Here is a 16,000-nt window from a genome sequence, read left to right on the forward strand (position 1 = left end):
GGTAGCGTCCCGCGCTCGCTGCCGTCCCACACCGAGTACTCGTTCCGGTCGAAGAACCGCCTGCTGGCGTTCACGAAAGGGAAAGCCTCGGAATCGCTCTGTGCGGTGACGCCGATGATTCGGCCCGTAGAGGGATGGATCAGATTCCGAGTGATGATCTCTTGATCCCAGGCATCCTTCGGCAGCGGCCGCGGCAGCTCGGCGAGCACGACATGCGTGTGCCACCGTCCGCTCGCCGCGTCCAGGACCTCCTCGCGCGATATCTCCCGCAGCCGCGTCGGGTACGGGAACAACGCCGGGCGACCACCCGGCTCCGCGGCGAACACGGCAACATCACGCGCCGTCGCCTCCCGGACCTCGTACAGCACGGGCCGGCCCGGACCGATGCCCGACACCTCCCGCAGCGCCACCTCCTTGCTCGTGGTCGCGGAATGCAGCGCGGAAACCTCCAGGACCGACTGCCCAGCGGGCCCCGTCCAGTACACCGGGGCCAAAACCGCAGGCAGCAACTCCACCGCCTCAAGCGCCATCTCCCGATGCCGACGCAGATCCTCCCGGAACACCTCGACATTCGGAACCAACCGCGCGGCGATCGCGGCCGCCAGCTCTCCCAGTCCCCGGTCCGGGCCGGAGCCGGGCGCACCAAGTACCTCGGCCAGGCGGTCACCGGTCATCGCGTGCCGACGCAGGAGCAGCGGCAGCGTCGCCCCTACATCCTCACTCGCCAAGGCCGTGACCGCCGCCGACCACACCGCTGAGGCCAGCTCCGCCGGCCCCGCCTCCGAAGAAACCCGCAGCAACGGAGCATCCGGGCCCGTCACCAGGAACAAAGCCGGAACGTGCTCGATGTGCACGTTCTGCAGGAACACGGAGTCCCCGTGGCGCAACAGCCAGGACCAGAGCGCCTCTCGCCGTTCGATGCGCGTCCTGTCGTTCTCCTCGGTGAATACCTCCTCGCCGGTCAGAGTGAACTGGCGGTAGTCACCACGACTGCCGGGTACGTCGGCGAGGTCGGCGATCGACCGCAGGATGATCACGTTGTCCGGACCGTCTGCGCCTCCGATGAGGTCCTTCATCCAGGCCGTGTACCACCCGTACAGGCGACGGTGCGGCAGCGCGAGATCGTCTACGTCGAAGTCGTCGGGCAGGAGGGGGCTGTCGAGCCGGCCCTTCAGGGCGTGGTCGGCCCAGCTGTACAGGACCGCCGGGTCCGCGTCGGCATCGGGCTCCGCCGCATCCCGTACTCCCGCGCGCTGCGCCGCCTGGAGGAACTCCGGCAGCGCCATCCCCCGGGAAAGCGACCAGGCCATCAGTGCGTCCCGGAAGGCCATCGGTGGCGACTTGGCGACGTCAAGGGCCCGGTGGACACGCAGTAGCCACTCCACTGCCGCGCCGAGGGTGTCTCCCGTCGGCCGGACGGGCAACCCATGACCATTGAGACCGGGATCGTCGGCCCACAACCGGGCAAGGGTGAGCGGCGAGCCGGTGTTCGCGTATGCGGCCTCGACGATGGCGGTGACAACCCGGTCCAGCGTGGTGGCGTCGGCCTCCTCGTCGGTCAGGAGGTGGAATGCCTCTTCGGGATTCTCCTCGGTTCCCGACCTGAAGAAAGCTTCCTCGACGTCCTCACGTTCATGCCCCTGGGAGAGGATCACCGACAGGCCGCCAAGGAAGGCCCGCGCTGGAGCGACGAGACTGGCATCCCTGGCTATGACAAAGGCAAGTGAACCGTCGTACGTACGGCTCATGTCCGTCAGCATGGACTCTTCGTCCGCGGGTGAGAGGAACGGCTCCGTCGAGTCGTCGGCCTCCGAATCGGAACCGCTGTTCCAGTCCGCTTCGTCGGGCTCGGCCTGCGGGCCGGCCTCGGCCGCCTTCACATGGGTGTAGGGACCACTCTCGTCCTGGCGTTCCTGCCAGTCACTGACCGTCAGCACGGTCTGCCCGGCGAACAAGTGCGGGGACGTCTCGGGCTGCTGCGCGTAGCGGGAGATGTCCCGCAGCGACGGCGAGGACCCCGCCTCCACCTCCACCAGCATCCGCCGCCCACGGGGCAGTGCCGCAACCTCCCGCATCGCCTGCTGCTGATCCCGCGTGCCGGCCTGAAGCCCGGCGACCACCAGACTCCCCACCCGCTCGCCCGGACCAGCCATCGCCACCCACACCGGCCCCCCGGCCGCCCCGGCAGCCTCGGCGGGGGGCAACGAGGCCAGCGCCTCCAACGCCATCGCCCGGTGCGCCGCAGCCTCCCGCAGCACAGCCTGCGCCAGCTGGCCGGCCCGCTCCACCAAAGCAGCCCGCGACCCCGCACGCGACCCCGGCGCCGTACCAGCATGCGCACCCGCCAGAGCGGCGAAGGCCCCGTCGCGCATCAGCAGCGACGGGAACCCGCCCCCACCGTCCGCCGCACGCACCACCGAACGCACAAGCTCCCGCACCTGCCCGGCGAGGCCGCCCTCAGCGGCCAGAAGGGGACCATCAGGACCACTGACCACATGAAGCGCCAGCGCATAAGCCCGATACGCGACACCCCCGGAAACCTCCACCCCGGCACGGCCCCCGGTGAGCGACCCCGCCAGCTCGAGATACGCGGTGCGGTGAGGCAGATCAACAACATGCTCCGGGCTCCACGGCAACCCGTTGGGGCGGAGGAACTGCTCGGTCCGCTCATACAGGTTCACCGCGTCCCCGTACTGCAGCGACAGATCCAAGCCCTGGGCCGTTTGGGAGCCCACAGACGCCTCGAACAGGTCGTAGAGGGAATAGCGGTTGTCCGGGAGCAGGCCGGCCATCAGCACGGTTCGCAGGGACCGCACGTCCCGGTCGGTGAGAACGAGGCGCTTCTTCAGCCCGTTCACGATCGCGATCGCCAAGGCCGGGTCCGCGACGGCGAGGAATCCCCGGGTCCGCAGCTCATGGGATCGGGGAGTGTTCTTGTCTCTCGGTGTTATCGATGTGACCCCGCCCAGGCTTCCGGCCAGGGCAATGACGACCTGCAGCAGCGTGGCCTCGGCCCCCGGCTGGAGGTAGTGCGCCCTCCACGCCCCCTCTCCGTGCTTGGACAGATCCGCATGGGGCAGCAGCATCTGCAGGGCCCGGCTCGGGTCCCCCGTCTCCGCCAGGTAGCTCTTGTACAGCCCCTTTAGGAGGACACGCCCGTACTGGACCAGCGACGGGGTGCGGGCCAGCGCGCGGCCCAGGGCGTCCTCGTACTGCCGGGTCAGCTCCTGCCACCGCTGCGAGCCGAAGAACACATCGTAACGCCCCGGCCGTCCACCGAAGACGGCATCCGCCGCCCGGGCCGCCGCGGCAATCGCCTCCGGCCCGCGCCCCGTGAACCGCACCCAACGCGGCTCCGGATCACCCGATTCGTGCGTCAGCCCCAGCCTCAACCTACCGCGCGAATCAAGGGATATCGTGCCGAGGGTGCTCGGTGCCCACACGACGTGGCGCGGATTGGCGTCCGCCACCGTCTGGCCCAGCGCGTCAAACCCGGGAAGCCGCTGACCCGGCTGGCACGCGAAGAGGACCAGGGTGAGCCCCCGCTCTCCCGGCCGGTAGCGCTCGAGGAACACTCGCAGGTAACGGCCGACCTCCCCGCCCGTCACCCTGCGAAGGCCACGCCCGGAGCCGAGGTCGAAGTACATCCCAGCGGTCGCATGCGCATTCAGGACGAAGCCGTCACCCGATCCCTTCCACGGGAGCGGAACAGAGGGGGCGACGAGGCGGTTTAGCCCGTCGTATACCTCATACTCCCGCTGGTCGAAGAACGTCTCGACCCTGGGGCTGTACCGCACATCCATCTCTGTCGGTGGCAGGGCGTCGGCTCCGATGACGCGGTCGGTGCCAGGGCGGGCAGTGGCACGGGTGATGATCTCCCGGTCCCACTCGCGGACCGGCAGCGGAGCGGGAACCTCGGCAAGGACCACATGCGTGTACCGCTGACCCGTAGCCGCGTCGAACACCACCCCACGCGACACCTCCCGCAACTCCGTCGCCCGCGCGAACAACGCCGGCCGGGCACCGGGATCCGGCGCGAACACCGCCACATCACGCGCCGTGGAATCCCGGACCTCATACAGCACCAGACCATCCACACCACCAGCAACGGCACCGGCACCGGCACCGGCAACGGCACCGGCAACGGCCGCTTCCCGCAGCACCGCATCCCGGCTCGTGCCCGCCCGGTGCAAAGCAGGAACCCCGGACACCGTCTGACCCCCGGAACCCACCCACCACACCGGCCCCAGAACCGCCGGCAGCAGCTCGACCGCCTCCACCGCCATCTCCCGGTGCCGCACCAGCTCACCGAGCAGCCCCTCACCCCCGCCCAGCACCAGCTCAGCCGCCCCGCCCGCCAGCCCCGCCAGCACCACCCCCCGGTCAGGCGCCGCGACAGGAACCGCCTCCGCCCGCGACAGCAGCTCCTCAATCCCCCGCCGCCGCAGGATCAGCGGCACCCCAGCACGCACATCCCCCGACCCGAACGCCTCACCCAGCACCGACCGCACCAACGCAGACAGCGCCGCCACACCCCCATCCAGCCCAGCCCGCAGCAACACCCCATCCACACCAGCCGCCAGATACAAAGCAGGCACATGCTCCACGCGCACGTTCCGCAGGATGAATGGATGCCCGTGCCGCAACACCCACGCCCACAACGCATCCCGCCGCACAGCCACCCGGCCAAGTGAATCCGCCGTCGTAGCCCCCAGACCACCGAACTGCGCGTAGCGCCCAACCGGTCCCGGAACACCGGTCAGCTCAGCGATCTCCGCCAGCACGGGACCGCCCGTGAGGCGCGGAGTGAGCCACCCGGTCGACAACGCATACCGCACACGGTGCGACAGGCTCAGCTCACCGCTGTCGAAGCCCGCCGGGAGCCGCAGACGCGCCAAGCGCCCCTCCGGGTCGAATGCGTGGTCGGCCCAGCTGTGGAGGGCGACCGTGTCCGCCTCACGGACATCGGGCTCCGCCGGATCCCGCACACCCACCTGCTGCGCCGCCCCGAACGCCTCCACCATGCTCATCCGCTTGTCCCTGAGCATCACGCCCATCAGGAAATCCCGGAATCCCAGCGGATCGGACACCTCCATTTCCAAGGCCTTGTAGACACGCAGCAGCCACGCCATGACGGCAGCCGGCTCTCTGCCGGCGGGCGCCAGCGGCACGCCCCCCGGATTCAGCCCGGGATCCGACGCCCACAACGCACTCACCGTGTGAGGCGACGAGCGATGCTGGAAAGCCGCCCAGGAGAAGGCAGTGAAGAGAAGCCCGGGGTCGGCATCGCCCTTGGGATCGAGCAGACTGTTCAGCAGCTCATCCGTATTGCGCGTGCCCGACGGGAAGAACACCGCACTGACGTCAACCATCGCGTCAGTACGCAAGGCGATATAGAGGTACAGGGCCTTGAGTGCCTGGCGCGCCGTGCCGGCCAGACGCGGGTCGGCGATCAGAACCTTCCCCACCGCGGCCTCGTAAACAGCGTCGAGGTCCTCCTGCGCAGGCAGACCCTCTTCCTCATCAAGGTCGGAGCCACTGTTCCAGTCCGCTTCCTCAGGCTCGGCCTGCGGGCCGGCCTCGGCCGCCTTCACATGGGTGTAGGGACCACTCTCGTCCTGGCGTTCCTGCCAGTCGCTGACCGTCAGCACGGTCTGCCCGGCGAACAGGTACGGGGACGTCTCGGGCTGCTGCGCGTAGCGGGAGATGTCCCGCAGCGACGGCGAGGACCCCGCCTCCACCTCCACCAGCATCCGCCGCCCACCGGGCAGTGCCGCAACCTCCCGCATCGCCTGCCGCTGATCCCGCGTGCCGGCCTGGAGCCCGGCGACCACCAGACTCCCCACCGGCCCGGCCGGACCGGCCATCGCCACCCACACCGACCCCGCAGCACCATCGGCGGGAGGCAACGCGGCCAGCGCCTCCAACGCCATCGCCCGGTGCGCCGCGGCCTCCCCCAGCACGACCTGCGCCAGCTCACCAGCCCGCTCCACCAAAGCAGCACGCGAAGCAGCACGCGACCCCGGCGCCACACCACCATGCGCACCCGCCAGAGCGGCGAAAGCCCCGTCACGCATCAGCAGCGACGGGAACCCGCCCCCACCGTCCGCCGCACGCACCACCGAACGCACAAGCTCCCGCACCTGCCCCGCAGGACCACCACCAGCAGCCAGGAACGCACCATCAGGACCACTGACCACATGAAGCGCCAGCACATGAGCCCGATACGCGACACCCCCGGAAACCTCCACCCCGGCACGGCCCCCGGTGAGCGACCCCGCCAACTCCAGGTAGGCGGTGCGGTGGGGCAGATCAACGAACGGATGCTCCGGGGTCCACGGCAACCCGTTGGGGCGAACGAACTGCTCGGTCCGCTCGTACAGGTTCACCGCGTCCCCGTACAGCAGCGACAGATCCAAGCCCTGGGCCGTTTGGGAGCCCACTGACGCCTCGAACAGGTCGTAGAGGGAGTAGCGGTTGTCCGGGAGCAGGCCGGCCATCAGCACGTCTTGCAGGACCCGCATGTGCAGGTCGGTGAGAACGAGGCGCTTCTTCAGCCCGTTCACGATCGCGATCGCCAAGACCGGGTCCCCGACGGCGAGGAATCCCCGGGCCCGCAGCTCGTGGAATCGGGGAGTTTCCTTGTCTCTCGGTTTGACCGATGTGCCCCCACCGAGGCTTGCAGCCAGGACCATGACGACCTGCAGCAGCGTGGCCCCGGACCCCGGCTGAAGGTAGTGCGCCCTCCACACTCCCTCGCCGCGCACGGACATGTCCACGTGGGGCAGCAGCATCCGCAGGGCCCGGCCCGGGTCCCCCGTCTCCTCCAGGTAGCTCTCATACAGCTTCTGAAGGAGGGAACGCCCGTACTCGACCAGCGACGGGTTGCGGGCCAGCGCGCGGCCCAGGGCGTCCTCGTACTGCCGGGTCAGCTCCTGCCACCGCTGCGAGCCGAAGAACACGTCGTAACGCCCCGGCTGCCCACCGAAGACGGCGTCCGCCGCCCGGGCCGCCGCGGCAATCGCCTCCGGCCCCCGCCCCGTGAACCGCTCCCAACGCGGCTCCGGATCACCCGATTCGTGCCTCAGCCCCAGCCTCAACCTACCCCGCGAATAAACGGTTACCGTGCTGACGGTGCTCGGTGCCCACACGACCTGGCGCGGATTGGCGTCCGCCACCGTCTGGCCCAGCGCGTCAAACCCGGGAAGCCGCTGACCCGGCCGGCACGCGAAGAGGACCAGGGCGAGCCCCTTCTCTCCCGGCCGGTAGCGTCTGAGGAGCTCTCCCAGGTGATCGCCGACCTCCCCGCCCGTCACCCTGCGAAGGCCACGCCGGGAACCGAGCGGAAAGTACATCCCAGCGGTCGCATGCGCATTCAGGACGAAGCCGTCACCCGATCCCTTCCACGGGAGCGGAACAGAGGGGGCGACGGTCCGGTTTAGCCCGTCGTATACCTCATACTTCCGCTGGTCGAAGAACGTCTCGACCCTGGGGCCGTACCGCACATCCACATCTGTCGGTGGCAGGGCGTCGGCTCCGATGACGCGGTCGGTGCCAGGGCGGGTAGTGGCATGGGTGATGATCTCCCGGTCCCACTCGCGGACCGGGAGCGGAGCGGGAACCTCGGCAAGGACCACATGCGTGTACCGCTGACCGGTAGCCGCGTCGAACACCACCCCACGCGACACCTCCCGCAACTCCGTCGCCTGCGCGAACAACGCCGGCCGGGCACCGGGATCCGGTGCGAACACCGCCACATCACGCGCCGTGGAATCCCGGACCTCATACAGCACCAGACCATCCACACCACCAGCAACGGCACCGGCAACGGCAACGGCCGCTTCCCGCAGCACCGCATCCCGGCTCGTGCCCGCCCGGTGCAGAGCAGGAACCCCGGACACGCTCTGACCCCCGGAACCCACCCACCACACCGGCCCCAGAACGGCCGGCAGCAGCTCGACCGCCTCCACCGCCATCTCCCGGTGCCGCACCAGCTCACCGAGCAGCCCCTCACCCCTGCCCAGCACCACATCAGCCGCCCGGCCCGCCAGCCCCGCCAGCACCACCCCCCGGTCAGGCGCCGCGGCAGGAACCGCCTCCGCCCGCGACAGCAGCTCCTCGATGCCACGCCGCCGCAGGATCAGCGGCACCCCAGCACGCACATCCCCCGATCCGAACGCCTCACCCAGCACCGACCGCACCAGCGGATACAGCGCCGCCACACCCTCATCCAGTCCAGCCCGCAGCAACACCCCATCCACACCAGCCGCCAGATACAGAGCAGGCACATGCTCCACGCGCACGTTGCTCAAGATGTACGGGTGCCCGTGCCGCAACACCCACGCCCGCAAAGCATCCCGCCGCGCAGCCACCCGGCCAAGTGAATCCGCCGTCATGGCCGCCAGGGCACCGAACTGCGCGTAGCGCCCGACCGGTCCCGGAACAGCGGTCAGCTCAGCGATCTCCGCCAGCACGGGAGCGCCCGTGAGCTGCGGAGTGAGCCACCCGGTCGACAACGCATACCGCACACGGTGCGGCAAACTCAGTTCTTCCTTGTTGAAGCCGGCCGGGAGCCGCACACTCGCCGCGCGCTCCTCCGGGTCGAATGCGTGGTCGGCCCAGCTGTGGAGGGCGACCGTGTCCGCCTCACGGACATCGGGCTCCGCCGGATCCCGCACACCCGCCTGCTGCGCCGCCCCGAACGCCTCCACCATGCTCATCCGCTTGTCCCTGAGCATCACGCCCATCAGGAAATCCCGGAATCCCAGCGGATCGGGCTCCGCCATTTCCAAGGCCTTGTAGACGCGCAACAGCCAGGCCATGACATCCGCCGGTTCTCTGCTGGCGGGCGCCAGCGGCACGCCCCCCGGATTCAGCCCGGGATCCGAAGCCCACAACGCACTCAGCGTGTGAGGCGACGAGCGATGCGCGAAAGCCGCCCAGGAGAAAGCAGCGAAGACGAGCCCGGGGTCGGCATCCCCCTCGGGATCCATCAGCTTCGCCAGCAGATCATCTGTATTGCGCGTGTCCGGCGGGAAGAACACCGCACTGACCTCAACCGTCGCGTCAGTACGCGAGGTGATGTAGGTGAACAGGGCCTTGAGTGCCTGGCGCGCCGTGCCGGCCAGACGCGGGTCGGCAATCAGAACCTTCCCCACCGCTACTTCGTAAACAGCGTCGAGGTCCTCCTGCGAAGGCAGCCCCTCTTCCTCATCAAGGTCGGAGCCACTGTTCCAGTCCGCTTCCTCAGGCTCGGCCTGCGGGCCGGCCTCGGCCGCCTTCACATGAGTGTAGGGACCACTCTCATCCCGGCGTTCCTGCCAGTCACTGACCGTCAGCACGGTCTGCCCCGCGAACAAGTGCGGGGACGTCTCGGGCCGCTGCGCGTAGCGGGAGATGTCCCGCAGCGACGGCGAGGACCCCACCTCCACCTCCACCTCCACCAGCATCCGCCGCCCACCGGGCAGTGCCGCAACCTCCCGCATCGCCAGCCGCTGATCCCGCGTTCCCGCCTGAAGCCCGGCGACCACCAGACTCCCCACCGGCCCGGCCGGACCGGCCATCGCCACCCACACCGACCCCGCAGCACCATCGGCGGGAGGCAACGCGGCCAGCGCCTCCAACGCCATCGCCCGGTGCGCCGCGGCCTCCCCCAGCAGGCCCTGCGCCAGCTCACCAGCCCGCTCCACCAAAGCAGCACGCGAAGCAGCACGCGACCCCGGCGCCACACCACCATGCGCACCCGCCAGAGCGGCGAAAGCCCCGTCACGCATCAGCAGCGACGGGAACCCGCCCCCACCGTCCGCCGCACGCACCACCGAACGCACAAGCTCCCGCACCTGCCCCGCAGGACCACCACCAGCAGCCAGGAACGCACCATCAGGACCACTGACCACATAAAGCGCCAGCACATGAGCCCGATGCTCAAGACCCCCGGAAACCTCCACCCCGCCACGGCCCCCGGTAAGCGAACCCGCCAACTCGAGATACGCGCTGCGGTGAGGCAGATCGACGAACGGATGCTCCAGGCTCCACGGCAACCCGTTGGAGCGGAGGAACGCCTCCGTCCGCTCGTACAGGTTCACCGCGTCCCCGTACAGCAGCGACATCTCCAAGCCCTGGGCCGTTTCGGAGCCCACTGACGCCTCGAACAGGTCGTAGAGGGAGTAGCGGTTGTCCGGGAGCAGGCCGGCCATCAGCACCGCTCGCAGGATCCGCACTTCCTCGTCGTTGAGAAGGATGCGCTCCTTCATCCCGTCCACGATCGTGCGCGGCAAGGCCGGGTCCGCGACGGCGAGGAATCCCCGGGTCCGCAGCGCATGGAATCGGGGGCTGTTCTTGTCTCTCGGTTTGACCGTTGTGACACCGCCCAGGCTTCCGGCCAGGGCACTGACGAACTCCTCCAGCGTGGCCCCGGACCCCGGCTGGAGGAAGTGCGCCCTCCACTCCTCCTCGCGGCCCTCAGACATGTCCGCCGCGGGCAGCAGCATCTGCAGGGCCTGGCCCGGGTCCCCCGTCTCCTCCAGGTAGCTTTCATACAAACCCTGCAGGAGGACACGCGCGTCCTCGACCACCGCCTGGTTGCGGGCCAGCGCGCGGCCCAGGGCGTCCTCGTACTGCCGGGTCAGCTCCTGCCACCGCTGCGAGCCGAAGAACACATCGTAACGCCCCGGCCGCCCACCGAAGACGGCATCCGCCTCCCGAGCCGCCGCGGCAATCGCCTCCGGCCCGCGCCCCGTGAACCGCACCCAACGCGGCTCCGGATCACCCGATTCGTGCACCAGACCCAATGCGACCCCATCGGCGGTGCCCACACCGTATCCGCTGCTGATGACGTTAGGTGCCCACACCAGGTGGCGCGGATTGGCGTCCGCCACCGTCTGGCCCAGCGCGTCAAACCCGGGAAGCGACTGGCCCGGCCGGCACGCGAAGAGGACCAGGGCGAGCCCCTTCTCTCCCGGCCGGTAGCGTCTGAGGAGCTCTCGCAGGTGATCGCCGACCTCCCCGCCCGTCACCCTGCGAAGGCCACGCCGGGAACCGAGCGGAAAGAACATCGCCTGCGACACATGGGAACTCAGGACGAAGCCGTCACCCGATCCGTTCCACGGGACCGGGATAGAGGAGGCGACGACCCAGTCTGAGTCATCCCTTCTATCGTAGTGGCGTATGTCGAAGAAGATCTCGGCCGTGCGGTGGTGCCGCACATGCCGCTGTGACGGCGACATGGCGTTGGCTCCGACGACGCGGTCGGTGCCAGGGCGGGTGGCCGCGCGGGTGATGATCTCCCGGTCCCACTCGCGGACCGGGAGCGGAGCGGGAACCTCGGCAAGGACCACATGCGTGTACCGCTGACCGGTAGCCGCGTCGAACACCACCCCACGCGACACCTCCCGCAACTCCGTCGCCCGCGCGAACAACGCCGGCCGGGCACCGGGATCCGGCGCGAACACCGCCACATCACGCGCCGTGGAATCCCGGACCTCATACAGCACCAGACCATCCACACCACCAGCAACGGCGCTGGCATCGGCCGCTTCCCGCAGCACCGCATCCCGGCTCGTGCCCGCCCGGTGCAGAGCAGGAACCCCGGACACGCTCTGGCCCTGGGAACCCACCCACCACACCGGCCCCAGAACGGCCGGCAGCAGCTCGACCGCCTCCACCGCCATCTCCCGGTGCCGCACCAGCTCACCGAGCAGCCCCTCACCCCCGCCCAGCACCACATCAGCCGCCCGGCCCGCCAGCCCCGCCAGCACCACCCCCCGGTCAGGCGCGACGGCAGGAACTACCTCCGCCCGCGACAGCAGCTCCTCGATGCCACGCCGCCGCAGGATCAGCGGCACCCCAGCACGCACATCCCCCGACCCGAACGCCTCACCCAGCACCGACCGCACCAACGGATACAGCGCCGCCACACCCTCATCCAGCTCACCCCGCAGCAACACCCCATCCACACCAGCCGCCAGATACAAAGCAGGCACATGCTCCACGCGCACGTTGCGCAGGATGAACGGATGCCCGTGCCGCAACACCCACGCCCGCAACGCATCCCGCCGCACAGCCACCCGGCCAAGTGAATCCGCCGTCATGGCCGCCAGGGCACCGAACTGCGCGTAGCGCCCGACCGGTCCCGGAACACGGGTCAGCGCCGCGATCTCCGCCAGCGCGGGAGCGCCCGTGAGGCGCTCAGTGAGCCACCCGGTCGACAACGCATACCGCACACGGTGCGGCAGACTCAGATCACCCTTGTCGAAACCGGCCGGGAGCCGCACACTCGCCGAACGCTCCACCGGGTCGAATGCGTGGTCGACCCAGCTGTGGAGGGCGACCGTGTCCGCCTCACGGACATCGGGCTCCGCCCGATCCCGCACACCCACCTGCTGCGCCGCCCCGAACACCTCCACCATGCTCATCCGCTTGCCCCTGAGCATCACGCCCATCAGGAAATCCCGGAATCCCAGCGGATCGGGCTCCTCCATTTCCAAGACCTCGTAGACGCGCAACAGCCAGGCCATGACATCCGCCGGCTCTCTGCCTGCGGGCGCCAGCGGCACGCCCCCCGGATTCAGCCCGGGATCCGCAGCCCACAACGCACTCACCGTATGAGGCGACGAGCGATGCTGGAAAGCCGCCCAGGAGAAGGCAGTGAAGACGAGCCCGGGGTCGGCATCGCCCTCGGGGTCGAGCAGACTGTTCAGCAGCTCATCCGTATTGCGCGTGCCCGGCGGGAAGAAGACCGCACTGACGTCAACCATCGCGTCAGTACGCAAGGTGATGTAGACGAACAGGGCCTTGAGTGCTTGGCGCGCCGTCTCGACCAGACGCGGATCGGCGACCAGAACCTTCCCCACCGCTACTTCATAAACAGCGTCGAGGTCCTCCTGCGCAGGCAGACCCTCTTCCTCATCAAGGTCGGAACCACTGTTCCAGTCCGCTTCCTCAGGCTCGGCCTGCGGGCCGGCCTCGGCCGCCTTCACATGAGTGTAGGGACCACTCTCATCCCGGCGTTCCTGCCAGTCACTGACCGTCAGCACGGTCTGCCCCGCGAACAAGTGCGGGGACGTCTCGGGCCGCTGCGCGTAGCGGGAGATGTCCCGCAGCGACGGCGAGGACCCCACCTCCACCTCCACCTCCACCAGCATCCGCCGCCCACCGGGCAGTGCCGCAACCTCCCGCATCGCCAGCCGCTGATCCCGCGTTCCCGCCTGAAGCCCGGCGACCACCAGACTCCCCACCCGCTCGCCCGGACCGGCCATCGCCACCCACACCGACCCCGCAGCACCATCGGCGGGAGGCAACGCGGCCAGCGCCTCCAACGCCATCGCCCGGTGCGCCGCGGCCTCCCCCAGCAGGCCCTGCGCCAGCTCACCAGCCCGCTCCACCAAAGCAGCACGCGAAGCAGCACGCGACCCCGGCGCCACACCACCATGCGCACCCGCCAGAGCGGCGAAAGCCCCGTCACGCATCAGCAGCGACGGGAACCCGCCCCCACCGTCCGCCGCACGCACCACCACACGCTCAAGCTCCCGCACCTGCCCCGCAGGACCACCACCAGCAGCCAGGAACGCACCATCAGGACCACTGACCACATGAAGCGCCAGCACATGAGCCCGATGCGCGACACCCCCGGAAACCTCCACCCCGGCACGGCCCCCGGTGAGCGACCCCGCCAACTCCAGGTAGGCGGTGCGGTGAGGCAGATCAACGAACGGATACTCCGGGCTCCACGGCAACAGGTCGGGGCGGAGGAGCTGCTCAGTCCGCTCATACAGGTTCACCGCGTCCCCGTACAGCAGCGACAGCTCCAAGCCCTGGGCCGTTTCGGAGCCCACAGACGCCTCGAACAGGTCGTAGAGGGAATAGCGGTTGTTGTCCGGGAGCAGGCCGGCCATCAGCACGGTTCGCAGGACCCGCACGTCCCGGTCGGTGAGAACGAGGCGCTTCTTCAGCCCGTTCACGATCGCGATCGCCAAGGCCGGGTCCCCGACGGCGAGGAACCCCCGGGCCCGCAGCTCATGGGATCGGGGACTGTTCATGTCTCTCGGTGTGACCAATGTGACCCCGCCCAGGCTTCCGGCCAGGGCAATGACGACCTGCAGCAGCGTGGCCTCGGCCCCCGGCTGGAGGTAGTGCGCCCTCCACGCCCCCTCTCCGTGCTTGGACAGATCCGCATGGGGCAGCAACATCTGCAGGGCCCGGCTCGGGTCCCCCGTCTCCTCCAGATAGCTCCCATACAGCTTCTGAAGGAGGGAACGCCCGTACTGGACCACCGACGGGGTGCGGGCCAGCGCGCGGCCCAGGGCGTCCTCGTACTGCCGGGTCAGCTCCTGCCACCGCTGCGAGCCGAAGAACACATCGTAACGCCCCGGCCGCCCACCGAAGACGGCATCCGCCGCCCGGGCCGCCGCAGCAATCGCCTCCGGCCCCCGCCCCGTGAACCGCTCCCAACGCGGCTCCGGATCACCCGATTCGTGCTTCAGCCCCAGTCTCAACCTACCGCCAGGGAGAACGGATAGCGTGCCGAGGGTGTTCGGTGCCCACACGACGTGGCGCGGATTGGCGTCCGCCACCGTCTGGCCCAGCGCGTCAAACCCGGGAAGCCGCTGACCCGACTGGCACGCGAAGAGGACCAGGGTGAGCCCCTTCTCTCCCGGCCGGTAGCGCTCGAGGAACACTCGCAGGAGATCGCCGGCTTCCCCGCCCGTCACATTGCGAAGGCCACGCCGGGAGCCGAGTCTGAAGTACATCCCAGCGGTCGCATGCGCATTCAGGACGAAGCCGTCACCCGATCCCTTCCACGGGAGCGGAACAGAGGGGGCGACGGTCCGGTTTAGCCCGTCGTATACCTCATACTTCCGCTGGTCGAAGAACGTCTCGACCCTGGGGCCGTACCGCACATCCACCTCTGTCGGTGGCAGGGCGTCGGCTCCGATGACGCGGTCGGTGCCAGGGCGGGCAGTGGCACGGGTGATGATCTCCCGGTCCCACTCGCGGACCGGGAGCGGAGCGGGAACCTCGGCAAGGACCACATGCGTGTACCGCTGACCGGTAGCCGCGTCGAACACCACCCCACGCGACACCTCCCGCAACTCCGTCGCCTGCGCGAACAACGCCGGCCGGGCACCGGGATCCGGTGCGAACACCGCCACATCACGCGCCGTGGAATCCCGGACCTCATACAGCACCAGACCATCCACACCACCAGCAACGGCACCGGCAACGGCCGCTTCCCGCAGCACCGCATCCCGGCTCGTGCCCGCCCGGTGCAGAGCAGGAACCCCGGACACCGTCTGACCCCCGGAACCCACCCACCACACCGGCCCCAGAACCGCCGGCAGCAGCTCGACCGCCTCCACCGCCATCTCCCGGTGCCGCACCAGCTCACCGAGCAGCCCCTCACCCCCGCCCAGCACCACATCAGCCGCCCGGCCCGCCAGCCCGGCCAGCAGCACCCGCCGGTCAGGCGCGGCGACAGGAACCGCCTCCGCCCGCGACAGCAGCTCCTCAATCCCCCGCCGCCGCAGGATCAGCGGCACCCCAGCACGCACATCCCCCGACCCGAACGCCTCACCCAGCACCGACCGCACCAACGCAGACAGCGCCGCCACACCCTCATCCAGCTCACCCCGCAGCAACACCCCATCCACACCAGCCGCCAGATACAAGGCAGGCACATGCTCCACGCGCACGTTGCGCAGGATGTACGGGTGCCCGTGCCGCAACACCCACGCCCGCAAAGCATCCCGCCGCGCAGCCACCCGGCCAAGTGAATCCGCCGTCGCGGCCGTCGGATTACCGAACTGCGCGTAGCGCCCGACCGGTCCCGGAACACGGGTCAGCGCCGCGATCTCCGCCAGGACGGGACCGCCCGTGAGCTGCGGAGTGAGCCACCCGGTCGACAGCGCGTACCGCACACGGTGCGGCAAACTCAGGTCTTCATTGTTGAAGCCGGCCGGGAGCCGCAGACCCGCCGCGCGCTTCTCCGGGTTGAGTGCGTGGT

General features: G+C 69.6%; 1 protein-coding gene (running past both ends of the window). It reads right to left on the reverse strand.

This entire window lies inside a single protein-coding gene on the reverse strand: locus tag OG332_RS07310, encoding a hypothetical protein. The 78,117-nt coding sequence extends 21,394 nt beyond the window's left edge and 40,723 nt beyond its right edge, so the window shows coding positions 40,724–56,723 (codon 13,575, partial, through codon 18,908, partial); reading right to left, the first codon wholly in view occupies positions 15,996 to 15,998. The start codon and the stop codon both lie outside this window.

Source organism: Streptomyces sp. NBC_01233 (assembly GCF_035989305.1).
Classification (GTDB): Bacteria; Actinomycetota; Actinomycetes; order Streptomycetales; family Streptomycetaceae; genus Streptomyces.